Below are 23814 nucleotides of genomic sequence, written 5' to 3' on the forward strand. Positions count from 1 at the left end.
AATGATCGCTCAATCGTCGGAGGTCTTGTCCTTGTATTCGCACAAGTCTTCGATACGGCAGCTGCCGCAGCGCGGCTTGCGGGCCTGGCAAACGTAGCGTCCGTGCAGGATCAGCCAATGGTGGGAGTCGAGCAAATAGGGCTTGGGCACGAACTTCATCAATTGCTTTTCCACCTCAACCACATTCTTGCCCCGTGCAATGCCGGTTCGGTTGCTGACGCGGAAAATGTGCGTGTCCACCGCCATGGTCAACTGCCGAAACGCCGTATTGAGCACCACGTTCGCCGTTTTGCGGCCCACGCCTGGCAAGGCTTCGAGGGCTTCGCGGGTTTGTGGCACCTCACCCCCATGCAGCTCCAACAACAGGCGGCACGTTTCGATCACATTCTTGGCCTTGCTGTTATACAGGCCGATGGTTTTGATGTATTCGGACAAGCCTTCCACACCCAGGGCGTAAATCGCGGCGGGTGTATTGGCCACGGGGTACAACTTCGCCGTGGCCTTGTTAACGCCTACGTCTGTGGATTGAGCCGATAGGATCACCGCAATCAGTAATTCGAACGGTGAGGAGTAGGCCAGTTCGGTTTTCGGTTCCGGATTGTCTTCGTGAAACCTGCGGAAGATTTCCAGGCGTTTTGCGGCATTCATAGGGACAGGCGTTTCCTTGCAGGCGGTCGGCGTGATGTTAGCAATACACAGCGCACTGGGTCAGCCGTTGGCCTCGGCATCTTGCAGCGTTTGCTCGGCAGCATTCAATGCGGCTTTCAAGGTTGCCAATTGATGCTCGTCGGCATGGTGATCCTGAGCCTTTTTCAACGCTGCACGGCGCATGGCCAGCTGGATTTGTGCGCGCTTGAACTCGGCGCTTTTAGTGGTCGTCTTTGGTGGCTGCGGTGAGCTGTTGGCCTCCAGTGCGGCAAGCGCCTGCTCGGATGCCTCGAACTGTCGCTGCAGCATAATCAATTGCGACTGTTGCTCAAAGGTCGGCGGATGCCCAAACGCTTTCAAGGATTTGTGCAACTGAGCGCGACTCATGGCGACGCTGCTTTTGGCCTGCTTGATCGCAGCGTCCTGAGCGGCCTGAGTGTTATCAACCGGTGCCACCTCCATCGGCGCTGTGCGCTTGGCTCGTGCCAGGCGTTCGGCGAGCTTGTAGGCTTCTTCACGTTGCAGGCGGGCGTTACGTTGCTCGAAGCGCCGCCGCGCCCGGTTGCGTTTGCGGTCGCGTACACGCCGTTCATCATCGTTGCTGGCCAAGTCACCGACGATAGGCAGAACGTCAGCAAGTGGGCGCATCTCGATACAGTCGACAGGGCAAGGCGCAACGCACAGGTCGCAACCGGTGCACTCGTCGACAATCACGGTGTGCATCAACTTGGCGGCACCCACAATGGCGTCCACCGGGCAGGCCTGGATGCATTTGGTACAGCCGATGCATTCGGCCTCGCGGATATAGGCGACTTGCGCAGGCGCATCTCCACGGCTGGTGTCCAGCTCCAGTACCGGCAGGCGCAGCAGTTGCGCGAGCCCGGCAATGGTTTCCTGCCCACCGGGCGGGCACTTGTTGATGGCTTCGCCTTTAGCGATGCCTTCTGCGTAGGGCTTGCAGCCCGGGTGCCCGCACTTGCCGCATTGAGTCTGCGGCAGCAGCGCGTCGATACGTTGAATGAGGTTCATGCTGTGATCATAGCGTTGATGCCCGGTCCAGGGAGGAGGGCAAGCTGAGAAGCCCCGCTGTAGCAACAGCGGGGCATTTTGCAGAGGTTACTTGATGCGTTGACCCGGCTTGGCACCGCTGTCCGGGCTCAGCAGGTAGATTTCTTCGCCGCCAGGGCCCGCAGCCATCACCATGCCTTCGGAAATGCCAAACTTCATTTTTCGTGGCTTGAGGTTGGCGATCATCATGGTCAGGCGACCATCGAGCTTGGACGGGTCCGGGTAAGCGCTCTTGATGCCGGAGAACACGTTGCGCTGTTCGTCACCGATATCCAGCGTCAGGCGCAGCAGCTTGTCGGCGCCTTCCACGGCCTCGGCCTTGATGATCAGCGCCACGCGCAGGTCCACGGCAGCAAAGGCGTCGAAATCGATTTCCGGGGAAATCGGGTCCTTGACCAGCTCGCCATTGCCCGCCGGCGCGGATTGGCCGGTATCGGTCTGGCTGGCCACCAGGTCTTCTTTCGAAGCATCGGTCATGGCCTGGACTTTCACCGGGTCAATCCGGGTCATCAAGGGCTTGAACGCGTTCAACTGATGATTACCGAGCAAGGTGGTGTGATCGTTCCAGCTCAACGGCGCCACGTTGAGGAACGCCTCGGCATCGGCGGCCAGCAATGGCAGCACCGGCTTGAGGAAGATCACCAACTGACGGAACAGGTTGACCCCGGTGGCGCAGATCGCCTGAACCTCCGCTTCCTTGCCTTCCTGCTTGTTCAGCGACCATGGCGCCTTGTCGGCGATCCAGGCGTTGGCGCGGTCGGCCAGGCCCATGATCTCGCGCATGGCGCGGGCAAAGTCGCGGGCTTCATAAGCGTCGGCGATGCTCGGCGCGGCGGCCAGGAAGGCGTCGGTCAGTTCCGGTGCGGCGTTCTCGGCTACCAGTACACCGGCGTTGCCCTTGTGGATGAACCCGGCGCAACGGCTGGCGATGTTGACGACTTTACCTACAAGGTCCGAGTTGACCTTCTGTACGAAGTCTTCCAGGTTCAGGTCCAGGTCGTCCACACCACGGCCCAGCTTGGATGCGTAGTAATAGCGCAGGTATTCCGGCGACAGATGGTCCAGGTAGGTGCGCGCCTTGATAAAGGTGCCACGGGACTTGGACATTTTCTGGCCGTTGACCGTCAGGTAGCCGTGCACGGCGATGCCGGTCGGCTTGCGGTAGCCCGAGCCTTCAAGCATTGCCGGCCAGAACAGCGCGTGGAAGTTGACGATGTCCTTGCCGATGAAGTGGTACAGCTCGGCGGTGGAGTCCTTGCCCCAGAACGCGTCGAAGTCCAACTGCGGGGTGCGGTCGCACAGATTCTTGAAGCTGGCCATGTAGCCGATCGGCGCGTCCAGCCATACATAGAAATACTTGCCTGGCTCGCCCGGAATCTCGAAGCCGAAGTACGGCGCGTCGCGGGAGATGTCCCACTGCTGCAGGCCACTGTCGAGCCATTCGGAGAGTTTGTTGGCCACGGCGTCCTGCAAGGTGCCGCTGCGCGTCCAGGTTTGCAACATTTGCTGGAAATCCGGGAGTTTGAAGAAGAAGTGCTGCGAGTCCTTGAGCACCGGCGTGGCGCCGGAGATCGCTGACTTGGGATCCTTCAAGTCGGTCGGTGCGTAGGTCGCACCACATTTTTCGCAGTTGTCGCCGTACTGGTCTTCGGTGCCGCATTTCGGGCAGGTGCCCTTGATGAAACGGTCGGCCAGGAACATTTTCTTTTCCGGGTCGAAATACTGGGTCACCGAACGTTGGTCGATGTGCCCGGCTTCCTTCAACCGCAGGTAGATCTGGCTCGACAGCTCGCGGTTTTCGTCGGAGTGGGTCGAGTGGAAATTGTCGAAGTCCACCAGGAACTCCGCAAAGTCGGCGCTGTGTTCAGCCTGCACATTGGCGATCAGCTGTTCCGGGGTGATGCCTTCCTTTTCGGCGCGCAACATGATGGCCGAACCGTGGGCGTCGTCCGCGCAGACATAAATGCATTGATTGCCGCGATGCTTCTGGAAGCGCACCCACATATCGGTCTGGATGTACTCAAGCATATGGCCAAGATGGATCGAACCATTGGCATAGGGCAGGGCGCTGGTGACGAGGATCTTGCGTGGCTCGGACATGGGGCTCGGCTACTTGATGAAACGGAGGTCGGCCACTATAAAGCGCCGGGAAATTTATTTCACCCCGTGACGCTGTTTCAGAATCTTCCGTACTTTCGAAAGCATGCCGTTCGGCGGCTGGAACGGTTAGGATAGCCGCCTGTTTCAGTCAGTCTTTTTTTCGGGAGTAGCCCATGAGCGCCGTCAATCGCGCAGCGGTGGAAGCCGTTCTTCGCCAGTACACCGACCCCTATTTGAACCAGGACCCGGTCAGTGCCGGCTGTGTACGTGCCATCGAGGTCCAGGGCGACCAGGTGTCGGTGCAGTTGCAACTGGGTTATGCCGCGGGATTGTTCAAAAGCGGTTGGGCGCAGATGCTGCAAATGGCTATCGAGGGCCTCGACGGTGTGGGTTCGGCCAAGGTCGACATTCAATGCGTGATCGCGCCGCACAAGGCCCAGGCGCAGATCCCTGGCCTGGCCAACGTCAAGAACGTGGTGGCGGTGGCGTCCGGCAAGGGCGGCGTGGGTAAATCGACCACGGCGGCCAACCTGGCCTTGGCCCTGGCCCGGGAAGGTGCGCGCGTGGGCATTCTGGATGCCGACATCTATGGGCCGAGCCAGGGCGTGATGTTCGGCATCGCCGAAGGCACACGGCCGAAGGTCAAGGATCAGAAATGGTTTGTACCGATCGAGTCCCTGGGTGTGGAAGTGATGTCCATGGCGTTTCTCACCGACGACAACACGCCGATGGTCTGGCGCGGGCCAATGGTCTCCGGTGCGTTGCTGCAACTGGTCACACAAACAGCTTGGGGCGACCTCGACTACCTGGTGATCGACATGCCGCCAGGCACCGGCGACATCCAGTTGACCCTTGCGCAGAAAGTCCCGGTGGCCGGTGCAGTGATTGTCACCACGCCTCAGGACCTGGCGCTGCTCGATGCCAGGAAAGGTGTGGAGATGTTCCGCAAGGTCAACATCCCGGTGCTGGGCGTTGTGGAAAACATGGCGGTGCACATCTGTTCCAACTGCGGGCATGCCGAGCATTTGTTCGGTGAAGGTGGGGGAGAGAAGCTGGCTACTCAGTATGGCGTCGAACTGCTGGCATCGCTGCCATTGGCGATGGAGATTCGCGAGCAGGCCGATGGTGGCAAACCTACCGTCGCGGCAGAGGCCGATGGGCAGATCGCGATGATCTATCAGGAATTGGCCCGTCACGTCGGTGCGCGGATTGTTTTGCAGGAAGCGACGGCGCCGGCAATGCCGACCATTACCGTGAGCGACGATTGATTAGGCTTTAACGGTTACGCGAAAAGTCTGACGATCCGTGGTGCTCTCAGGTTTTTCGCGAGCGAGCTCGCTCCTACAGGTGGGGCGCCAAAAGGGCTTGTTGCTACTTTGCGCAATGCACGTGTAAGCATTCGCTTACTTTTTCGTAAGTGTTTGGTTTTTTTAGCGGTTGCGTACGTCTTGAATCGACGAAGCTATTATCTATCTTTTTGAAAAATAACGATTATTTTCATGCTGGCGAGCGGCAACTTTTGTCAGCCCGCCGTGGGGATCGCGTTGAACTTCCCTTGGAACGCTCTAACATCAGCCCTGTGTCCACGGATTGGCACAGCCATCAAGGAACGATGGTTTGAAGGAACGTCGCAGGATGCGATTCATCAGGATGATGAAAAGGAATACAGGGACTAGGGAAAAAATGTGGGCGGGTCATACCGCCCCTTTTTTTGCCTGTAGAAAAGTGAACCCAGGCACCCGAACGCAAAAAAGGCCCTCAAGGGCCTTTTTTTGTTGGGCAGTGGCGCTTTAGCGCTCTAGTTGCTCAATCTTGTTGGGCTTGCCATCCCATTCGGCGGCGTCCGGCATCGGATCTTTGCGCTCAGTGATGTTTGGCCAGATGTCTGCCAACTCGACGTTCAACTGAATGAATTGCTCCATGCCCGCAGGCACTTCGTCCTCGGAGAAAATCGCGACGGCCGGGCATTCTGGTTCACACAGGGCGCAGTCGATGCACTCGTCCGGGTGGATAACCAGGAAATTCGGGCCTTCGTAGAAGCAGTCCACCGGACAGACTTCTACGCAGTCGGTGTACTTGCACTTGATGCAGTTGTCGGTGACGACGAAGGTCATTTCTAATTTTCTCCTCAGGCGGCGGCAGCGAAACCCCTTGTGGTGGGGTTCGCGAGGTTTGAGAGCGATAGTCTGCGGACCAGGCTAAAAGCCCGCAGCATCCCAAACCGCGCGAGATTCTATCAGCTTGCAAGCGTCTGCGTTATATCCGAGTCTTCAGTGCATATAACATTTCGAGCGCTTTACGCGGCGTCAAGTCATCCAGGTCAAGCTTTGCCAACTCATCCAGCACCGGATGGGGCAGGCTGGCGAACATATCGCTCTGATGCGGCGCGGCAGGTTTCTTGCCGGCCTTGGCCGGGCTGGCGACCACGGTTTCATGGGGCAGGGCCGTGGTTTCCAGGCGGCTGAGGTGTTCGCGGGCACGGGTGATCACCTCGTTCGGCACACCGGCCAACTGCGCCACGGCCAGGCCGTAGCTCTGGCTCGCAGGCCCTGGCAGCACATGGTGCAGGAACACGATGCGCTCGTTGTGCTCGGTGGCATTGAGATGCACGTTGGCCACCAGCGGCTCGCTTTCCGGCAACACCGTCAGCTCGAAGTAGTGCGTGGCGAACAGCGTGTACGCACGCAAATGCGCCAAGCGTTCGGCCGCGGCCCAAGCCAGGGACAGGCCGTCGAAGGTGCTGGTACCACGACCTACTTCGTCCATCAGCACCAGGCTGCGCTCGGTGGCGTTGTGCAAAATGTTGGCGGTCTCGCTCATTTCCACCATAAAGGTCGAACGGCCACCGGCCAGGTCATCGCTGGAGCCGATCCGCGTGAAAATGCGGTCCACCAGCGACAACTCGCAACTGGCTGCGGGTACAAAGCTGCCGATATGCGCCAACAGCACGATCAACGCGGTCTGGCGCATGTAGGTGGATTTACCACCCATGTTCGGACCGGTGATCACCAACATGCGGGTATCGTCGTCCAGCGACAGGTCATTGGCGACGAACGGCGTGGTCAGCACCTGCTCTACCACCGGGTGACGGCCTTGCACGATGCGCATGCACGGTTCGCTGACAAACCGTGGGCAGTTGAGGTCCAGGTTCAGCGCCCGTTCGGCGAGGTTGCTCAACACATCCAGCTCCGCCAGGGCGGCGGCGGTGTCTTGCAACGGCGCCAGGCGGCTGATCAGGTCCTCGAGCAAGGCTTCGTACAGCATCTTTTCCCGCGCCAGGGCGCGGCTTTTGGCCGATAGCGCCTTGTCTTCGAACTCTTTGAGCTCTGGGGTGATAAAACGCTCGGCGCCTTTGAGGGTCTGGCGACGTTGATAGTCGATAGGCGCAGACTCCGCCTGCTTGCTCGGCAACTCGATAAAGTAGCCATGCACGCGGTTGTAGCCGACTTTCAGGTTAGCCAGGCCGGTACGGGCTTTTTCGCGGGCTTCCAGGTCGATCAGGAACTGCCCGGCGTTTTCGCTCAGGGATTGCAGCTCATCCAGCTCACTGTCGTAGCCGGTTTTCAACACACCGCCGTCACGAATGATCGCCGGCGGGTTGTCGATGATGGCCTTTTCCAGCAACGCGGCGAGGTCCGGGTACGTGCCGGCCGTCACGGCCAGCTGTTGCAGGTGCGGCGTGTCCAGTTCGGTCATCGCCACTTGCAACTGAGGCAGGGCACTCAAGGCATCACGCAGGCGCGCCAGGTCACGGGGCCGTGCATTGCGCAAACCGATCCGTGCCAGGATACGTTCGATATCGCCGATTTCTTTCAGTTGCGGCTGCAGCTTTTCAAAGCGATAGCCGTCGAGCAGGCAAGTAATAGAAGACTGGCGTGCTTGCAGCACGGTCAAGTCCCGCAGCGGACGGTTCAGCCAACGGGTCAGCAAACGGCTGCCCATGGCGGTCTGGCAACGGTCTACCACCGATTGCAGGGTGTTATCGCGGCCACCGGCCAGGTTGGTGTCCAGTTCCAGGTTGCGACGGCTGGCGCCATCAAGCACCACGGTATCGTCCAGACGCTCATGGCGCAGGCTGCGCAAGTGCGGCAGGGCGGTGCGCTGGGTTTCCTTGGCGTAGCTGAGCAGGCAGCCGGCAGCGCCGATAGCCAGGGTCAGGGTTTCGCAACCAAAGCCTTTAAGGTCCTGCACCGAGAACTGCTGGCACAGACTTTTCAGTGCCGAATCACGTTCAAAATCCCACGGTGCACGACGTTTGGTTCCCCGACGCTTCTCGGCGGGCAAGTCCTTGGGCCAATCATCCGGGATCAACAACTCCACCGGATTGATACGCTCCAGCTCCGCCAGCAGGTTTTCCCAACCCTTGATCTCCAGCACGCTGAAGTTGCCGCTGGTGATATCCAGCACCGACAGGCCGAACAGACGCTCATCGCCCAACACCGCCGCAATCAGGTTATCGCGACGCTCATCCAGCAACGCCTCATCACTCACCGTGCCTGGGGTGATGATGCGCACCACCTGGCGCTCCACCGGCCCTTTGCTGGTGGCCGGGTCACCGATCTGCTCACAGATCACCACCGACTCGCCCAGCTTGACCAGCTTGACCAAGTAGCCTTCCAACGAGTGATAAGGAATCCCACACATCGGAATCGACTGCCCCGCCGACTGCCCGCGCGCGGTCAGGGTAATGTCCAGCAGCTTGGCGGCCTTCTTCGCGTCTTCGTAGAAGATCTCGTAGAAGTCGCCCATGCGATAGAACATCAACTGATCAGGGTGCTGGTTTTTCAGGCGCCAGTACTGCTGCATCATTGGGGTGTGGGAGGACAGGTCTGAAGTGTTTTTACTCATTGGGTAGTAGGCAAATTCGTTGAAAGTGATGGGGCAAAGGGGGCGCTTGGCCCAGCATTTTTTGCGATGGCGGCAAGGTTAACACGCGAGGTCGGGGGTTCGCAGGTCGCAAACGGATAGGTAAAAAGCAAAAGCGGTGCCGCCCCGATATCCACCACTAAAGGAGCGGCGCCGCCACAGGTTAGCGGTTGCCCGCCTTTTCTATTTTCGCGGCTTACTGGGTATTAACCGGCGAATCCAACACCTTCACCCCATCATCAACCACCGCCTTGACCATTTCCTGCAAGTCATGCGAAGCCCAGGCGTAACGGTCCGTCTCCTTGGTCATCGCCGCATCTTCTACGAGCAGCTTGGCGACGTGGAGAAGATTGGAGGTGGGGTGCAAGGCGTTTTGCAAGGAGACACCGCTGTTAATGCGTGAACCTGCTCTGGTTTTTCATAAAGCCGTGTTTATGAAGAATTGTTTAAGTTGCGCTCGCAGGTCGTGCCTTCGCGAGATCCTTCCTGGGGCAAGCGTTTTTGAGCGGGTGAATATAATTTCGAATAATCAGGGTTTTAGAAAAAACATCCGCACTAAAAAGAATCGTTGATGTGATTTTTATTAGCTTCCTATCATTTTTTCCTGGCTGTCTATTCCAAAAAGGTCTTTTGTCGAAAAATTCGGAGCATGTTTTATTGCTCACAGATGTAACAAATTGTTTCATTTTTTGCCGTTTTTCGGTATCGACAAGGGGGCTTTCTGTCGGCGAACAGGTGAGTTCCGTTCGTTGCGACGCAGTGGGTTAAGCCTGGAACATTGATGATTTTGCGTGTGTCTGTTCGGCGCACTGCAAACAAGGGATTTGACAATTATCGAGGCTTGAACCCATGAATCATGTGATCAACTCCATACTGGAAAATGCATCAACTCGCCCCTCAATCGGCCATACCAACCCCGCGCTACTGCATGACGTCCTATGGCGAGCCCTGGAGCACGCACTCAAGGCCAACACGGATGATGCTTCCCATACCCCGCATGCCCGTGCCTGTCTCAGGATCTATGCTGAAATCGATACGCTGTCGTATCTGGACAAGGGTGATTCGAAATTGGCCGCAGCTCTGGGCAAGGCGTTCTTCGAATCGCGCTCCAGCAAAGACGTCGAGGCATTCTGGAAGTTGTTACTGATCAAGCAACTGCTGTTCGAATTGTCGGTCAGGGGTGTGGCGACCCAGATTGCTTCGCAAGCCAGTCTGCCTCGTCAGTTGCTCACGCTCGATCCGCAGTTGATTGCAGCGCCTGCGGGCGTGAATATCAGCCTGGGAGTGCTGTGCAAAGAAACCGATCAGCTCAAGCATTCCGTTGTGCTGGTCTTGCAGAAACTGGCACAGCACGTCGAGGATCGTGGCCTGAAAAAGCCTCAAGTCACTGCGCAGCTTCTGCTGGAGTTGTACAACGCCGTGTGGTCGGGCAGTAATGGCACCGATATCGAGTCACAGATTTTTTACGCCGACAGTGTGTATGACGCGTTGCCCGACGTGCATCACGCCCTGGGCCTGGCGCCGCAGGAAAAATGGCTGACTTTGTTCACCTGGTTATACGGCGACAAGGATGGCCGCCCCTATGACACCAACCAGCACACCGAAACCCTGGTGGTGGCGCTGGAAACGGCGCTGCGCAATCGCTACATCGCTGATATCGACAGTCTGATCAAGGACGGCGGCGCACGGCATCGCCTTGAAGAGATTCGTGCTCGCGTGGGCAAGGATCATCCCGAGCATTTCAAGCGTCCCGCCGAACTGATCGACGCACTGAGCAGCATCCGTTTTACCCAGCCCGCCGCCATCGACCGTCTGCTGCTGCGGGTGCATGCGTTTGGCTTTCACTATCTGGATATCGAGTTTCGTGAAAACGCCGAGATGTTCAGCTGCGTGGTCGATGAGATCCTTTCCAGTCAGTGGCTGGAAACCATCGGCCTGGGCCAGGGCCGGCACTATCACGAGCTGGATGAGCGTGCGCGTCAGGCCGCCCTTGAGGTCGCGCTGGAGGGCGGGGCGGCCCGGACGCCCGCTGCCCTGTGGCAGGAGTATTTGCAACGCACCACGCCGATTTACACGCGGAAAGTCGAGCAATATGCCGGCCAGGATTACATTGCGCTGATGGAGCAGGATCCGAGCTATATCCGCATGCACGATGCGCGCAACGCGGTGGAACGGTTTGAAATGATTGACCGTTATCGCGACCGGATGAAAATCCACGGGATCGCCGAGTACACCTCGGCCCTCAGCGCGCTGGAGGTGCTGTTCCTGATGAAAGCGGCCCAGGTACGGGACGGGATTGACATCGCTCTGCAACCTGAAGACCTGGCAGGTGCCGAGCGCACGCTGGCCACGGTGCATGAGGTGTACGAAAACCCGGTGTACCGCCAGCACCTGGCAACGCGCGGCAACCGCCAATACATCACGTTTGGCCCCAGCGACACGGGCAAGCAAGGCGGCAAGGCCATGCACAAGCTGAACATGGCGATTGCCAACCAGCACAAGTTGATCGCGGCTCGTTATGGCATCGAGGTGGTCGTCCACGTCATCATGGGCGGGGAACACGCACGGTGTAATGGGGTGATCGCCGAGACCTTGCAGGAGTTCGGCGCGCTGGAGGGCCCGGAAACCCGCTTCATGCTGGCCGGCTGCGCGGAGATGCGCGCTCATCTGCTGACCCGCAACCAGTCCGTCAACTTTCTCAGCCAGTTGTACCGTATGCACGCCGAGCCCAAGCCGCAGCCGTCCGAGGAGGTCATTGCCGGCAGGGTTCAACGTTGGGGGGGCGTGGTGCGCCGCTACCAGGCGACGTTCTTCGAGCATCCGGCGCTGCCTTCCCTGCTGCGGGACCTGGCGCGATTCGATGTGGTCAGGGCCACCGCCAAAGGCACCCGGCCGCCTTCTCGTATCTTCAACATCAAGGTGTTCGAGTCGCGTCCCGATGCCATTCGTGCGATTCCCTGGACCCGCGCCTTGCTGGCCGGTGGATTGCACAGCGAACTGATCGGCGTCGGGCAGTTTGCGCAAGAGCCGGCAACTTGCTTGTCCAAGGCCTTCAACGAGGATGAGAGCTTTCACACCTACGTCAAAGGCATGGCCTACGCCATTGCGCGAACCGACCTCAAATGCGCCTGGCTGACCCTGACCGGCAGCATCCCGGAAAAGGCCCACATCCAGAGGCTGGCGCAAGCCTTGAAGACCGAAGCCGTCGGTACCGCCGAACAGCTGCTGGCCAGCCTGCACCTGGAAGTGATTGAAGGTAAGCGCTTCGTGTACAAAGCCACCAACGGCACCGAGCCGGCGGATCCATGGAAAATCAAGGAAGGCAGCTTGCTCAACCTCTGGCCCAGCCTCAGGGCCGAGGTCTATCTCAAGGAAAAGAACTTGCGAATCTATCGCTTGTTTCTGCTCTACGCCAAAAGCAATCCCGCGTTCATCCAGTCGTCATCGCTGAATGATTTCTACAGCGGGTTCCTCGCGGCCGTGAGTACCGATGCAGGTTTGGTCGATCCCGCAAGCGCCCACCATTTCACCTGGTGATTAACCCCGATGCCCAGGGCAACCTGGGTATCGGCAGGCGCTACCCTCCAAGAGGATCAACTGTATGGCATTTACCACCTTGATACTGGATGCCCCCGGGCCGCCGTTACTGTTTGAGGAAGTCGATCGCTTTCTTGAACTGGGCCTGGGCGTCACCCTCAACCTGCATTATTTCGCGGACAAAGAGTGCATCCGGCAGCACTACGGCACGCGCATTCACTATGCCGAGATCAACTGCCATGACGAGCCTGGCTTTATTGCCGCCGTGAGTCAGGCCGGGGGTTACAGCGTGTTCAAGACGCGCCTGAACATCCCGTTGGGCGCTGGCCTGATCCGCGCTGCCACCTCGCCGGCGTTGGCCACGCCACTGCGCGCCATTGCCCAGGCTGGCACAGGGATCAATCATATTGATCGGCTGGCGTGCGAGCAGTGTGGCGTGGCGATCCTCAACACTCCGGGCTCCAACGCGACCGCTGTTGCCGAATACGTCGTGGCCCAGGCGCTGTTTCTGTCGCGCGACCTGGATGACTACAACGCTGAAACGCACAACGGCCATTGGGCAAAAGGCTCCTTGGCACCTGCCTGCGAATACGCCGAACTGACGCTTGGGCTGGTGGGCACCGGCAGCATTGCCCGGCAGGTGGCGCGCAAGGCTGCGGCGCTGGGCATCAGGGTGATCGCCACCGGGTCCGAACGTTTTACCGAACCGGTGGCGCACAGCCTTGGGCTTGAGCGGCGGGCAGGTCTTGAACAGTTACTGGCCGAGGCGAACATCGTCTCGATCCACGTACCGCTCACCCCGCAGACCCGAGGCTTGTTCGGCACCGCCGAGTTCCAGCAGATGCGCCAGGGATCAATCCTCATCAATACCGCGCGCGGCGGGATCGTCGACGAACACCGGTTGGCCGCTTTCATGCGCCAGTTTCCCAGGCATATCAAAGCCGTCGCCATCGATACCTTTGCCCTTGAAAAAGACCGCTTCGACTCGCCATTGACCGCTATTGCCAATGCGCAATTGACGCCGCACATCGCTGGCAATACCACCACGGCAATCCGGACGGCGTCACGCCAGATCGTCGACAAGATCCACGCATTCAGTGCCGACGCCACCGCGCGTTAACCCACAGGACACAAGGAAGGCCACATCATGCAAACCTCTATTGTTACCCGCCTCGACGCCCTGAGTTGCACCGACCTCAGCGATGCGATGGACCGCCTGAAAATCGTTTGCCAGTGCACCGACATCATGCCTCTGGACCGGTCGTTCAACCTCACAGGCAAAGCCTGGACCCTGCGCTACGGCCCTATTGGCCTGGACGGCGGCTCGGTGGGTGACTACATCGACGACCTTGAGGCTGGCCAGGTGGTAGTGATCGACAACCAGGCGCGGCTCGACACCACCGTGTGGGGCGATTTACTGACCTCTACCGCCGCCCGTAAGCAGTTGGCCGGGACGGTGATTGACGGTATCTGCCGCGATGTCGACCGTGCGTTGGAGCTTAACTACCCGATCTTTTCCCGGGGGAACTGGATGCGCACCGGCAAGGATCGCGTGCGTGTCGAAGCGATCCAGGCGCCCGTTACGCTGGGTGGCGTGCGGGTACAACCCGATGATTGGTTGCGCGGCGACGCTGACGGCCTGGTGGTGATTCCGGCCGGCTCACTGAGCGAAGTGCTGGAGGTGGCCGAAGAAATCCACCAGGCCGAAGAACATATTCGTACGGCTATTGAGGAGGGCGTTCCTTTACGCAAAGCTCGCGCCGATTACGGCTACCACGCCTTGCAGACTCCGCGCCGCTGACTGGCCGACGACAGAAGCCGCCGCGGCTGCGGCTTCAGTTGATGCTGGTCGGGGTGGTCAATAGCACCGACCCGGTTAAGCGGGACCGGGTCTTGCGCAATACAGACGTGGCGGAAATCCGAGGTGTTGGCCGCAAGATGAAACTCCACCTCGGTGCGATTTTTGCAGCCGGTCGCTGCTGGATAAGCTCGGCAAAAACTAAAAAAAAGATCAGTGCCTTGAAGATGATTAACTGACTTTTGCGTGCTCACACCTTAATGCCGGATAGAGAGAAGTCAGGGTATGAGTACGACCAGACTATTTGGATTTACGCCCACTAGCCGGAAACAACCCTCTGATCACCCCAAGAAACGCCGCAAACAAGTTGATTGAAGTCGCCGTAGTGATGGCTATCAACACATTGTCCGAGAACGGCGCTTTACCCGAGTAATACGTCGACCAGCCATTCCACACCAGCAGGACCCCCCAGAAGATCACCCCGCACGCAGCGAACCAAAACGCACGCCCCGCATATTTCTTGCGCAGTTGCCTTTCAGCCTTCTGGTCTTTGAGGTTCTGGCTTCTTTCATCGTCGGTGCCTATGGCTTGCTCGCCACCGGCTTGGGTGTCCTGGTCAGGCCCTGCCACGGGGGGCAAGGTGAGTTCCAGGTTGTCGAGTTCTTCACTCACGGATGCGGCTCTTTGGGTGAATGAGTGTGGCCATGTCTTCCCAGTCGATGGCCGAACCGTCGGCGCCCTTGAGGGCCCAGGCTGTGCCGTCCTCGTGGGAGAGGTTGGACAGTTGGGTGCCAGACCACTTGCCGTATTTGTTGATGATCCGGTCAATCAAACGATGGGTGTAGGTATCGCTCTCAGGCACTCTCGGTGTCACGAAGACAATGTCTTCGGCGTCGGGCTTCAGGTTGCTGAGCAACGCGGTCACCGGGCGATTACCGTAGGATTTTAACTCATGGTAAAGCGACGGAATGACCGGGCCATATTGCCAGCGGGCGAAGTGATCATCCATGAGGGGCTGATCCCGTTCGCGCAAATGCCAGGACTGCGTATAAAACAGCAGTTTTTGCAGCTTCATGGGCGTCAGGCCCGAAAGCTTGCCTTCCTTCGCACGTTCAATGAAGGCGTTAGCGACAGCTAGCGCTGAATAAGCCATGAGCACCTCCGTCGTTGCTGGCTACGTTGTCAAAGAGTTTTATACATAGGCCTTGAGTTGTCGACATGCAAGGTGTTGATCGGCAGCAATACCAAGCTGTCGGAATAATAGAGTGTCGATAACTGGTTGCATATACAGTATTCTGATTCGAATTAAGTAAGGTCCGGATGTTTAATGCATAAATATGCAAATTAGCATTTGCCAACCCCCCAAACTCCCGTCACTATCCGCGCTATGCAAAAACGCAACGTTTCTATCGTCTTAAGAGAGCTGCTGGACCGCGACCGGATCTCCCCCACGGAGCTTCACCGACGCACTGGCGTGCCTCAATCCACACTGTCCCGGATCCTCAGCGGCAAGATCGTTGATCCGTCGGATAAACACATCTCCCGTATCGCCGAGTATTTTCGCGTGAGCACTGATTACCTGCGCGGGCGCGCAGCAGTGGGCGCTTTGCGCGATGACGGGCGCGACCCGATGCATTCGGAACTCAAGGACATAAGCCTGTGGGACGACGACACCCCCGTCAATGATGACGAGGTGTCGATCCCCTTTCTGCGCGAGGTTGAATTGGCTGCTGGATCAGGAAGATTCGTCATCGAGGAAAGCGAAAAGGCCAGCCTGCGGTTCGGCAAGCGCAGCCTGCGGCATAACGGTGTGCAGTTCGACCAGGCCAAGTGCGTGACGGTGCGCGGCAACAGTATGTTGCCGGTGTTGCGCGACGGCGCCACGGTGGGGGTCAATGCCGGCAAGAGCGGCATTGGCGATATCGTCGATGGTGACCTGTATGCCATCAATCACAACGGCCAGTTGCGGGTTAAACAGCTCTACCGCCTGCCGTCCGGTATCCGCCTGCGCAGCTTCAATCGTGATGAACACCCCGATGAGGACTACAGCTTCCAGGATATCCAGGACGAGCAGATCAGCATCCTCGGTCATGTTTTCTGGTGGGGTATGTACGCCCGCTAACTCCCACTCGTAAGAAGAAACCCGCCCATGTGCGGGTTTTTTTTCACCCGCAGAAAACCGGCAAACCCCAAGCCAGTAGGCCTTCTAATGCATATGCGCATTTCCGCAGCAAAAATAAATGCATTTGTGCATTGACTGTATATGCATACATGCATATTCTTCATATCAAGCCAGCCAACAAGGCCTGGTGGAGGCGGCAAGGATGCTGCCAAGGAAGACAAGGAAGGCACGCAACATCGGCAAGGACGCCATCGAAGCGATGGCAGGGATGCCAGGCAACACCGGCAAGGATGCCGACGCTCTTTAGTTTCACCGCTTCAACAACAGGCAGCGATGAACCGGCCTTGACGGTTCAGAGGGTTGGCAACTGACCCGGGTGTGCAGCGTAAAGCACCAGAAGCAGTTATCCGGCAGACAGGGATCGTGGTCGGAAAAACATCGAGGAAAGGACCGTACCGCGCCAGTAGCGCCGAAAGTCCGAGGACATCATTACTGAAAAGCCCGGGCGACCGGGCTTTTTGGAATGCCTACCTACTCAAGCATTTGTAAATGAAAGACGGACTATCTATTGCTCAGCCAGGAGGCGTGACATGACAAATGAACAGCAAGCGTTAGCGGAAATGCCTATCTGGCTGGTGATCGTATTGGCAGTGATCGGCGGCGTATCCGGCGAGATGTGGCGGGCCGACAAGGAGGGCGCCCGCGGTTGGTCACTGATCCGCCGTCTGGCCCTGCGTTCCGGGGCGTGCATGGTTTGCGGGGTTTCCGCCCTGATGCTGTGCTACGCCGCCGGAATGTCGATCTGGACCGCCGGCGCCATTGGTTGCCTGACCGCCATGGCCGGTGCCGACGTGGCCATCGGTCTTTATGAACGGTGGGCAGCCAAGCGCATCGGGATCAACCAAGGCTCCCGCCAGGACCCGCAGTAATTGTTGCAAGGACGCTACTTAAAATGACGCTTATCGAAAAGCCATCCCAACTGCCCCAGGCCATCGGCGCGGTGCTGCACGCGGCCTTCCCGGACATCAAGGTCGGTAGCCACCAGGACTTTAAGGGCGACGCCGAAAAAAACCGGTGTGCAGGTCACGGTCGAAGGCAATGGCCCGGGCATTCGCTCTCGCGAAGGGCGCAAGGCTCACGTGCTGAGCATTTCACTGAGGGCCATGGTCGCCCCCGGTGCATTGCCGTTCGATGCCTGCGACCTGGCCAGCCAACTCATGGACCTGGTGTTGGATAACCGTTGGAACCTGCCCCAGACGCAGTGCGATTTGCCGGCGAATATCGTCGCCGCTCCCGCTGCGCGCACTTCCGTGGAAACGGACTACGACACCTGGACGGTTTCCTTCACACAAACCCTCTATCTGGGGCCGGTGTTACTCGACGATCCCACAGGCCAACCGCTATTTGCCTGCACTTGGGACGTCTCCAACATCGACGACCCAACCCAATACCAGCCACTGGCGGAGTAGCCCATGTTCGACGCGCTGTTACGCATGCAATTGGGACCGATCGTCGAACGCCTGGCAGAGATGGAAACCCAGCTCGAAGACCTCTACCGCCGCGCCGAAAGCTTCTGCCGGATTGGCATTTGCCAGCAGGTCGACGCGGCCAGCAACACCTGCAAGGTCAGCCACGGTGACCTGCTCACCCCGGCGATCCGCTTTTTCAACCCCAGCGCCGGTGCGCAAACCGAAACCCGTATCCCCACGGTGGGTGAACAATGCCTGCTGCTCAACTACGGCGGGGGGGAGGGCGGGGTGCAGTCTGTGGCGCTGTTTGGTCTCAACAGTGATCGCTTCCCGCCGGTCTCCAGCGTGGCGACGCTGACCCGGCGGCGCCATCAAGACGGCACCCAAAGCGACTACGACGATGCCAGCCATACCTTCAACTGGGTCAACGGCCCAACCACCGTCAGCGGCTCCCGTGAACAGGTCGATATTAAAGTCGGCGCTGCCAGCCTGACCATGAATGCCCAGAGCATCACCCTGCAAATCGGCGGTACCAGCCTGTTGCTGGATGCCGGCGGCGCGCACTTCAGCGGCCCGGTGGTGGACCATCAAGGACGCGTCATCAGCCCCCGATAAGGACACCCCATGCTCGGAATCGATAGGAACACCGGGGCGGCCGTCGACGACTGGCTGCAATTTGTGCAGCGCGCCACCCGAGCGCTGACCACCCCCATCGGAACGCGGCAAAAACGCCCGCTGTACGGCTCACTGATCCCGCAATTGCTCGGCCAGAACCTGGGCGATGACTTGCTGATCCTCGCCCAAAGCCACGCCGCCCAAGCGTTCTACAACATTCATAACGGCATTGGCGATTTTGACCCTCAGGTCATTGTCGCTACCCGCCAGGGCGCCGGCCTGCTGCTGCGGTTTGCCGGCACCTGGAAAAACCGCCAACAATCCTTCGAGGTCGTGACATGAGCATGCTGATCCCCGGCCAGAACCAACTGGCGGAACCGGCCATCATTAAGGTCGATGAGTTCGAACCGTTGCTGGCCGAATTCAAAGCGTTTGTCATCGACTACGTCGCCACTCGCGCGCCGCAAAGCGCAGCCAAACTCCAGGTCAGCCTCGACAACGAAAGCGAACTGCTGACCCTGGCCCTGGAAGCGTTTTGCGTGCGCCTGCAAACCCATGAGCGCAAATACAACGCGCGCATCAAGCAGATGCTGGCGTGGTGGGCCACCGGCAGCAACCTGGATGCGCGCCTGGCCGATATGGGCCTGGAACGCCAAGTGCTCGACCCAGGCGACCCGGCGGCTTTCCCGCCGGTGCCGCCCACCTTGGAAAGCGACGACGACGCCCGCCTGCGCTACTACTTGGCACCCCACGCCCCAGCGGCGGGCTCGCGCATGCAGTATCGCCGCGAAGTGTTCACCTTGGGCGAGCGCCCAGCAGTGAAAGTACAAAGCGCGACGCCCGGTGTGGTCACGGTCACCTACACCTTCGACCCCGACGGCTACGCGGCCCAGGTCAAGGACGGCAACGCTCGCCGCACCGCACCGGGGGAAGTCATGGTCACCGTGCTTTCCAGGGAGGGCGACGGCACGCCATCTGTCGACTTGCTTGACGGTGTACGTCGACATTTCGCACGGCCGGATGTACGGCCGGAAACCGATCTTGTCAGCGTCCAAGGCGCGCAGATTCAACCCTATAAAATTCGCGTGGTGGCCAAGATCAACGCCGGCCCGGACTCGGGGCTGACCCAAGTGGCCGCGCAGAAACTGCTGCAAGACTACGCCGAGTCCTGCCACCGTCTGGAAGGGCGGGTGGACCCCAGCTGGATCGACTACGCCATCCACAGTGCCGGGGCCGCGCAACTGCACATCCTCGAACCGCTGGCGCCGATTGTCAGCACGGCGTTCCAGGCCCCGTATTGCACGGGCGTCGAGGTGGAGGTGCGCACACTATGAGTGAACCCAAAGCGAGTTTGCTGCCCGCCAACAGCTCACCGCTGGAAAAGGCGTTGGACCTGGGCTTCGGCACATTGCTTGAGCGTGTCGCCCCGCCGTTTCCGGCGCTGATGAACCCGCTGTATACCCCTAGCGAGTTCCTGCCTTACCTGGCCGCCGACCGTGGCGTCAGCGAATGGGATGCCGAGGCCAGCGAAGCGGAAAAACGCCTGACCGTGGCCTTGTCCTGGCAGATCCAACGCCAGGCCGGCACACCCAAGGCACTGAGCCATGCGGTGGAGTCATTGGGCTTCACGCCGAATATCAGCGCTTGGTATCAGCAGCGCCCCTTGGGCGTGCCTTACACCTTCGACGTGCAGGCGATCATCGGGCGCAGTTGGTCCAGCGGCGACCACAACCGGCTGATCCGTCGCATCAACGCGGCGAAAAGCGAGCGCGATCAGGCGACGATTACCATCGTGCATGAAACCGAAGGCCAGCTCGCGCTCACGCAAGTGCTCGACGCGCCTTTAAGCGACGGCGAGTTCTACCTGAACGGCGCATTGCCGGACCTGGCGCTGGTGGCTCGCCTAAACAGTGCCGGGGTTGCCCAGCACTACACCATTAACGATTACGACCTCAGGGCGCAGCCATGACAGATGAAATCACGCGCCTGGTGCGCTTCACCTCCAAAGGTTTGGATGAAGTGCTGCAGGCAAAGAACCAAGGCCTCAAAGGCGAAATCACCCACATCGGCGCCGGCACCGGCCGCTACAACCCCGACGGCACGGAAGTGGCCTTGCGTGACGAGCGTCAACGGGTGGCCATCGTCGATTACGAAGACCTGGGCGAGCGCCAACTCAGGATGGCCGCGCTGTTTGATGGCGACGGTGAGTATGAGATAGGCGAGTTCGGGTTTTACCTCGCCAGTGGCACCTTGCTGGCGGTGTATTCCGTGGCGGGGAAGTTGCTGACGTATAAAGCGGCGGCGGCGCGGGTGCTGCAGAAGTTTACGCTGGATGTTTCGCCGTTGCCGGCGGATAGCGTGACGGTTGTGGTAGGGACTGAGAACCTCAATATTCTGCTGACTGAAGAGCTAGCGTCGCTCTCGGCAGCGAGCATTGACACTATGACAAGGGGTATCGGGGTGCTGTTTCGCCTGATGGCGCTCGAGGCGAAGACAGCTTGACCGCCTGCTTCATATGACCGTCAGGACGTAATACGTTGGCTTGATTGCAAGCCGTTAAGGAATGACCAGTAAAACAAGGAGTTCAAACATTGAGTACTGAACAGCAATTGGCCGCCGTTGTCAGCGCGGCAAACAACTTGACGAATACGGTGGCGGGTAAGGTAGGGGAGATTGATAAAGCCCTTGCAGATGCTCAGAGGAAATATGAAGACCAGCTTTCGAGTTTGAGTCGCCATATACCCAGAGTGGCGATGACAAAGAACTTTCACATGGCCCCTGATGTGACGGGCAACCTGATTGACGGTTGGTATGTTCATACTCAGGTCACGGCGACAAAGTCACGAACGATTACTCAGGCAGCTCAGTCGGCGGGACGTCCTCAGGCAGACGTCGATTTTATGCGCCAGGTTCAGGCAGATGTGCGTGAGCAGTTTCCTGATTTCGATATTAGTTCGGCCGAATATTGGCGAAATCCGATTCACGTCTGGCAAATGAAATGGTCGGAGGACAATGTCAGCCCGTGGCTTGCATTTCCTTGTGCCGTCGATATGGAACGATTGAGCGGAACAACACCTGTGCCTCTCAACACCCATATGACGATAGCCGCTTTTGTTCGGGTGGTAGAGGGTTCTGTCGACGGTACATGGACGACAGGCAACAAAAAGGGTAAGTGGCGCTGGTGCTCCGTGCCCGTACCACCGACAGGGTTCTTTTCTCACTACATGCATATTCATCCTATGCGTACTTCTGGCAGTGGGTTAATTGAAGTCATGCTCGGCGGTGCCTGTACCGGTGTCGTCACGCACCCTTCCGATTGGGGAACTATGTTGGCTTTGGGTTAAGGAAAATACTGATGAAACCTGAGTTTGCACTTGCTGAGATTCACCCGCTGATTAAATGGACACTGATTCGTAAAGCTCGCGATGCGGACTTGGCGGCCAGTGATTACGCCGCCATGCCTGACTATCCAATGCTGGACAAGGATCGCCCTGTATTTATGGCCTACCGTCAGGGCTTGCGAGATATTCCAGATCAAGGCAGCGATCCTGATGCCGTTGTATGGCCCCATAAGCCGGAGTTCCTGAAATAACCCACCGCGAAAGCGGTTTTTTTTCGCCTCCCCAAAGCCCCTCCCCGCAGGGGCTTTTGCATTTCCCACTCGGAGATTTCCACCCATGCCCACCCGCCAAACCTACACCGTCCTCATCCCATTCCCCATCGGCAACGGCCATTGGTCCACCGCCGGCGAGGAGCTGGAACTGCTCGACGTCGAAGCATCCGCCCTGCGCACCGCCGGCCGCCTGGAACTGACCAGCGTCCTCAACTCCACCCCCCAGAAGGCTGAATAACCATGGCAGAAGTCCTGAACTTCGAGCACAACGGCATCACTGTGAATGCCACTGAATCTCCCGAGGCCATGGGTGGCCTTGGCGATAACGTCATCGGCCTGGTCGGCACTGCGCCGAATGCCCATGCGTCGATCCCCAAAAACGCGCCTTTTCGCATCAACAGCTTTACCACTCAGGCGTTGCTGGACCCTACCGGCACCGAGTCGGGCACCCTGTTCCAGGCGGTGTACCAGATCCTCAAAGTGGTCAAGGTGCCGGTCTATGTCGTGATCGTCGAAGAGGGCGCCACCCCGGCCGATACGATCAACAATGTGATCGGCGGCAACGACCCGGTCACCGGTCGCAAACTGGGCCTGGCTGCCTTGAGCAGCGTCCCTGAAGACCTGACCATCATCGGCGCTCCAGGCTTTACCGGCACCAAGGCCGTGGCCGGTGAGTTCGCCTCCTTCGGCAAGCGCATCAAGGCCCGTGTAGTGCTGGATGGCAAGGACGCTTCCGTTGCCGATCAAGTGACGTACAGCGGCGAGCTGGGCGGTGCAGACCTGGGCTTCGACCGTTGCCTGCTGGTGCACAACATGCCGTCGGTGTACTCCAAGGCCGCGAAGAAAAACGTGTTCCTGTCGCCATCCTCGCTGGCCATCGCCGCGCTGGCCAAGGTCAAGCAGTGGGAAAGCCCGGGCAACCAGGTGACCTTCGCCGAGGACGTTTCCCGCGTGGTCGAGTACAACATCCTCGACACCTCCACCGAAGGCGACTTGCTCAACCGCTACGGCGTGAGCTACTACGCTCGCACCATCCTCGGCGGCTTCTCGCTGTTGGGCAACCGCTCCATCACCGGCAAGTTCATCAGCTACGTCGGCCTGGAAGATGCCATCAGCCGCAAGCTGGTCAAGGCTGGCCAGAAAGCCATGGCCAAGAACCTCACCAAGTCCTTCATGGACCAGGAGGTCAAGCGCATCAACGACTGGCTGCAAACCCTGGTGGCCGACGAAACCATCCCCGGCGGCAGCGTGTACCTGCACCCGGAGCTGAACAGCGTCGAGAAGTACAAGAACGGCACCTGGTTTATCGTCATCGACTACGGCCGCTACGCGCCGAACGAACACATGGTTTATCAACTCAACGCCCGCGATGAAATCATCGAGCAGTTCCTGGAGGACGTTCTCTAATGTTTACCAACCGAGTCAGACAGGCCATTGCGGCCACCCTTCAAGGCCTGCCGTTGTCCGCAACCGTGGAAGAGTTCACCCCGCCGAAGATCGAGTTCGACATGGAGGCCATGTCCGGCGGGCGTTTCATCGCCGAGGAGATGGCCAAGAGCGGCAAGGTGCTCAATGCCAAGCTGGTGCTGCAAGGTGCGGGCCCGGAAATCATGCTGGCCCTGGGCGTGCGCATGGGCGACGACATTTTGCTGAACGTGCGTGAAGCCGGCCAGGATCAGGATGGCAAAACCTACTTCACCTACCACACCGTCGGCGGCAAGCTCAAATCCCTGGAGGAGGCGAAGCTGAAGATGGGCGACAAGGCCACCACCACACTGGAACTGTCCTGCCGTACCTACAACCGTCTGGAAAATGGCATTTCGGTGATCGACATCGACGTGCGCACCCAGAAGTTCGTACTGAACGGTGTCGACATTCTTGGCGATGCGCGCCGCGCCGTACTGATGCCTTAAAGGCCAGCACAACCTGAAGCGAGCACGGTCAAGGTGGGAGCTGGCTTGCCTGCGATACAGGCGAC

At 59.0% G+C, this 23814-nt stretch carries 23 protein-coding genes and 2 pseudogenes; 17 read left to right on the forward strand and 8 right to left on the reverse strand.

The annotated features are described in order from the left end of the window. Window positions 1–9: 9 nt before the first annotated feature. The 3 genes from nth to metG form a co-directional block, all read right to left on the reverse strand. Window positions 10–648, reverse strand: coding sequence for an endonuclease III (gene nth, locus AB9N64_RS24060; protein WP_003188989.1), 639 nt, complete (start codon window positions 646–648; stop codon window positions 10–12). Between the two features lie 60 nt (window positions 649–708). Beyond that, window positions 709–1677 (reverse strand): electron transport complex subunit RsxB, encoded by a 969-nt coding sequence (rsxB, locus tag AB9N64_RS24065; RefSeq protein WP_201491238.1) that lies wholly within the window; start codon window positions 1675–1677, stop codon window positions 709–711. A gap of 87 nt (window positions 1678–1764) precedes the next feature. Continuing rightward, complete coding sequence (metG, locus tag AB9N64_RS24070; RefSeq protein ID WP_060767092.1) at window positions 1765–3816, reverse strand: methionine--tRNA ligase; 2052 nt, start codon at window positions 3814–3816, stop codon at window positions 1765–1767. 173 nt (window positions 3817–3989) lie between these two features. Between metG and apbC the strand changes: the two genes are divergently transcribed. After that, window positions 3990–5084: an iron-sulfur cluster carrier protein ApbC gene (gene apbC / locus AB9N64_RS24075; protein ID WP_034135812.1), complete on the forward strand. Its 1095-nt coding sequence runs from the start codon at window positions 3990–3992 to the stop codon at window positions 5082–5084. Between the two features lie 522 nt (window positions 5085–5606). Here apbC and fdxA read toward each other — a convergent pair. The 3 genes and pseudogenes from fdxA to AB9N64_RS24090 all read right to left on the reverse strand — a co-directional run. After that, window positions 5607–5930, reverse strand: coding sequence for a ferredoxin FdxA (gene fdxA, locus AB9N64_RS24080; protein ID WP_014717148.1), 324 nt, complete (start codon window positions 5928–5930; stop codon window positions 5607–5609). Window positions 5931–6072: 142 nt separating this feature from the next. Then, a complete protein-coding gene (mutS, locus tag AB9N64_RS24085; RefSeq protein ID WP_014717149.1) occupies window positions 6073–8664 on the reverse strand; it encodes a DNA mismatch repair protein MutS in 2592 nt (863 codons plus the stop codon). 214 nt (window positions 8665–8878) lie between these two features. Continuing rightward, a pseudogene (locus AB9N64_RS24090) lies at window positions 8879–9082 on the reverse strand (DUF3077 domain-containing protein); the annotation flags it as partial. Between the two features lie 449 nt (window positions 9083–9531). Between AB9N64_RS24090 and AB9N64_RS24095 the strand changes: the two are divergent. The 3 genes from AB9N64_RS24095 (at window position 9532) to AB9N64_RS24105 (ending at window position 14020) form a co-directional block, all read left to right on the forward strand. Next, window positions 9532–12219 carry a phosphoenolpyruvate carboxylase gene (locus AB9N64_RS24095; RefSeq protein ID WP_371359708.1) on the forward strand — a complete coding sequence of 896 codons (2688 nt, stop codon included), beginning with the start codon at window positions 9532–9534 and terminating at the stop codon, window positions 12217–12219. A gap of 64 nt (window positions 12220–12283) precedes the next feature. Beyond that, complete coding sequence (locus AB9N64_RS24100; protein ID WP_058410451.1) at window positions 12284–13339, forward strand: D-isomer specific 2-hydroxyacid dehydrogenase family protein; 1056 nt, start codon at window positions 12284–12286, stop codon at window positions 13337–13339. 27 nt (window positions 13340–13366) lie between these two features. Beyond that, entirely contained in the window at window positions 13367–14020 is a 654-nt protein-coding gene (locus AB9N64_RS24105; RefSeq protein ID WP_038449083.1) for an RraA family protein, read from the forward strand. Between the two features lie 297 nt (window positions 14021–14317). On the opposite strand, the gene AB9N64_RS24110 is transcribed toward AB9N64_RS24105, so the two are convergent. Next, window positions 14318–14689, reverse strand: a complete 372-nt coding sequence (locus tag AB9N64_RS24110; RefSeq protein ID WP_014717155.1) for a hypothetical protein — start codon at window positions 14687–14689, stop codon at window positions 14318–14320. Beyond that, window positions 14682–15170: a Panacea domain-containing protein gene (locus tag AB9N64_RS24115; RefSeq protein ID WP_014717156.1), complete on the reverse strand. Its 489-nt coding sequence runs from the start codon at window positions 15168–15170 to the stop codon at window positions 14682–14684. The genes AB9N64_RS24110 and AB9N64_RS24115 overlap by 8 nt, the downstream gene beginning before the upstream one ends. Window positions 15171–15395: 225 nt before the next feature. On the opposite strand from AB9N64_RS24115, the gene AB9N64_RS24120 reads away from it, so the two are divergent. From AB9N64_RS24120 to AB9N64_RS24180, 13 genes and pseudogenes are all read left to right on the forward strand, one after another. After that, window positions 15396–16139, forward strand: coding sequence for an XRE family transcriptional regulator (locus tag AB9N64_RS24120; protein ID WP_172832690.1), 744 nt, complete (start codon window positions 15396–15398; stop codon window positions 16137–16139). Window positions 16140–16729: 590 nt separating this feature from the next. Beyond that, on the forward strand, window positions 16730–17068 hold the full coding sequence (locus tag AB9N64_RS24125; RefSeq protein ID WP_005785384.1) for a phage holin family protein: 339 nt from the start codon (window positions 16730–16732) through the stop codon (window positions 17066–17068). A gap of 23 nt (window positions 17069–17091) precedes the next feature. Beyond that, a pseudogene (locus AB9N64_RS24130) lies at window positions 17092–17608 on the forward strand (hypothetical protein). A 3-nt stretch (window positions 17609–17611) separates the two neighbouring features. Next, window positions 17612–18223 carry a phage baseplate assembly protein V gene (locus AB9N64_RS24135; RefSeq protein ID WP_073453114.1) on the forward strand — a complete coding sequence of 204 codons (612 nt, stop codon included), beginning with the start codon at window positions 17612–17614 and terminating at the stop codon, window positions 18221–18223. A 9-nt stretch (window positions 18224–18232) separates the two neighbouring features. Next, window positions 18233–18565 carry a phage baseplate protein gene (locus tag AB9N64_RS24140; RefSeq protein WP_014717160.1) on the forward strand — a complete coding sequence of 111 codons (333 nt, stop codon included), beginning with the start codon at window positions 18233–18235 and terminating at the stop codon, window positions 18563–18565. After that, a complete protein-coding gene (locus tag AB9N64_RS24145) occupies window positions 18562–19557 on the forward strand; it encodes a baseplate J/gp47 family protein (protein WP_014717161.1) in 996 nt (331 codons plus the stop codon). Before AB9N64_RS24140 ends, AB9N64_RS24145 begins: the two co-directional genes overlap by 4 nt. Then, on the forward strand, window positions 19554–20192 hold the full coding sequence (locus tag AB9N64_RS24150) for a phage tail protein I (protein ID WP_014717162.1): 639 nt from the start codon (window positions 19554–19556) through the stop codon (window positions 20190–20192). Before AB9N64_RS24145 ends, AB9N64_RS24150 begins: the two co-directional genes overlap by 4 nt. Then, window positions 20189–20725 carry a tail fiber protein gene (locus tag AB9N64_RS24155; protein WP_032903278.1) on the forward strand — a complete coding sequence of 179 codons (537 nt, stop codon included), beginning with the start codon at window positions 20189–20191 and terminating at the stop codon, window positions 20723–20725. The genes AB9N64_RS24150 and AB9N64_RS24155 overlap by 4 nt, the downstream gene beginning before the upstream one ends. A gap of 89 nt (window positions 20726–20814) precedes the next feature. Continuing rightward, window positions 20815–21567, forward strand: a complete 753-nt coding sequence (locus AB9N64_RS24160) for a hypothetical protein (RefSeq protein ID WP_186559790.1) — start codon at window positions 20815–20817, stop codon at window positions 21565–21567. 11 nt (window positions 21568–21578) lie between these two features. Then, window positions 21579–21815, forward strand: a complete 237-nt coding sequence (locus AB9N64_RS24165) for a tail fiber assembly protein (protein WP_032903274.1) — start codon at window positions 21579–21581, stop codon at window positions 21813–21815. Window positions 21816–21900: 85 nt separating this feature from the next. Then, window positions 21901–22074, forward strand: coding sequence for a hypothetical protein (locus tag AB9N64_RS24170; RefSeq protein WP_175562987.1), 174 nt, complete (start codon window positions 21901–21903; stop codon window positions 22072–22074). 2 nt (window positions 22075–22076) lie between these two features. Further along, the gene (locus AB9N64_RS24175) at window positions 22077–23243 is read left to right on the forward strand and encodes a tail protein (protein ID WP_032877508.1); all 1167 of its coding nucleotides are present in this window, start codon (window positions 22077–22079) and stop codon (window positions 23241–23243) included. Continuing rightward, on the forward strand, window positions 23243–23749 hold the full coding sequence (locus AB9N64_RS24180) for a phage major tail tube protein (protein ID WP_003189025.1): 507 nt from the start codon (window positions 23243–23245) through the stop codon (window positions 23747–23749). The genes AB9N64_RS24175 and AB9N64_RS24180 overlap by 1 nt, the downstream gene beginning before the upstream one ends. Window positions 23750–23814: the final 65 nt, after the last annotated feature.

The sequence above is a fragment of the Pseudomonas sp. KT_2_4 genome (genome assembly GCF_041410225.1).
GTDB lineage: Bacteria > Pseudomonadota > Gammaproteobacteria > Pseudomonadales > Pseudomonadaceae > Aquipseudomonas > Aquipseudomonas paracarnis.

Coding starts and splice junctions, on each gene's coding strand:
- nth (WP_003188989.1), bottom strand. CDS start 648: ATGAATGCCGCAAAACGCCTGGAAATCTTCCGCAGGTTTCACGAAGAC.
- apbC (WP_034135812.1), top strand. CDS start 3,990: ATGAGCGCCGTCAATCGCGCAGCGGTGGAAGCCGTTCTTCGCCAGTAC.
- AB9N64_RS24180 (WP_003189025.1), top strand. CDS start 23,243: ATGTTTACCAACCGAGTCAGACAGGCCATTGCGGCCACCCTTCAAGGC.
- mutS (WP_014717149.1), bottom strand. CDS start 8,664: ATGAGTAAAAACACTTCAGACCTGTCCTCCCACACCCCAATGATGCAG.
- AB9N64_RS24095 (WP_371359708.1), top strand. CDS start 9,532: ATGAATCATGTGATCAACTCCATACTGGAAAATGCATCAACTCGCCCC.
- rsxB (WP_201491238.1), bottom strand. CDS start 1,677: ATGAACCTCATTCAACGTATCGACGCGCTGCTGCCGCAGACTCAATGC.
- AB9N64_RS24150 (WP_014717162.1), top strand. CDS start 19,554: ATGAGTGAACCCAAAGCGAGTTTGCTGCCCGCCAACAGCTCACCGCTG.
- AB9N64_RS24115 (WP_014717156.1), bottom strand. CDS start 15,170: ATGGCTTATTCAGCGCTAGCTGTCGCTAACGCCTTCATTGAACGTGCG.
- AB9N64_RS24140 (WP_014717160.1), top strand. CDS start 18,233: ATGCTCGGAATCGATAGGAACACCGGGGCGGCCGTCGACGACTGGCTG.
- AB9N64_RS24135 (WP_073453114.1), top strand. CDS start 17,612: ATGTTCGACGCGCTGTTACGCATGCAATTGGGACCGATCGTCGAACGC.
- AB9N64_RS24100 (WP_058410451.1), top strand. CDS start 12,284: ATGGCATTTACCACCTTGATACTGGATGCCCCCGGGCCGCCGTTACTG.
- AB9N64_RS24145 (WP_014717161.1), top strand. CDS start 18,562: ATGAGCATGCTGATCCCCGGCCAGAACCAACTGGCGGAACCGGCCATC.
- AB9N64_RS24155 (WP_032903278.1), top strand. CDS start 20,189: ATGACAGATGAAATCACGCGCCTGGTGCGCTTCACCTCCAAAGGTTTG.
- metG (WP_060767092.1), bottom strand. CDS start 3,816: ATGTCCGAGCCACGCAAGATCCTCGTCACCAGCGCCCTGCCCTATGCC.
- AB9N64_RS24175 (WP_032877508.1), top strand. CDS start 22,077: ATGGCAGAAGTCCTGAACTTCGAGCACAACGGCATCACTGTGAATGCC.
- AB9N64_RS24165 (WP_032903274.1), top strand. CDS start 21,579: ATGAAACCTGAGTTTGCACTTGCTGAGATTCACCCGCTGATTAAATGG.
- fdxA (WP_014717148.1), bottom strand. CDS start 5,930: ATGACCTTCGTCGTCACCGACAACTGCATCAAGTGCAAGTACACCGAC.
- AB9N64_RS24105 (WP_038449083.1), top strand. CDS start 13,367: ATGCAAACCTCTATTGTTACCCGCCTCGACGCCCTGAGTTGCACCGAC.
- AB9N64_RS24170 (WP_175562987.1), top strand. CDS start 21,901: ATGCCCACCCGCCAAACCTACACCGTCCTCATCCCATTCCCCATCGGC.
- AB9N64_RS24125 (WP_005785384.1), top strand. CDS start 16,730: ATGACAAATGAACAGCAAGCGTTAGCGGAAATGCCTATCTGGCTGGTG.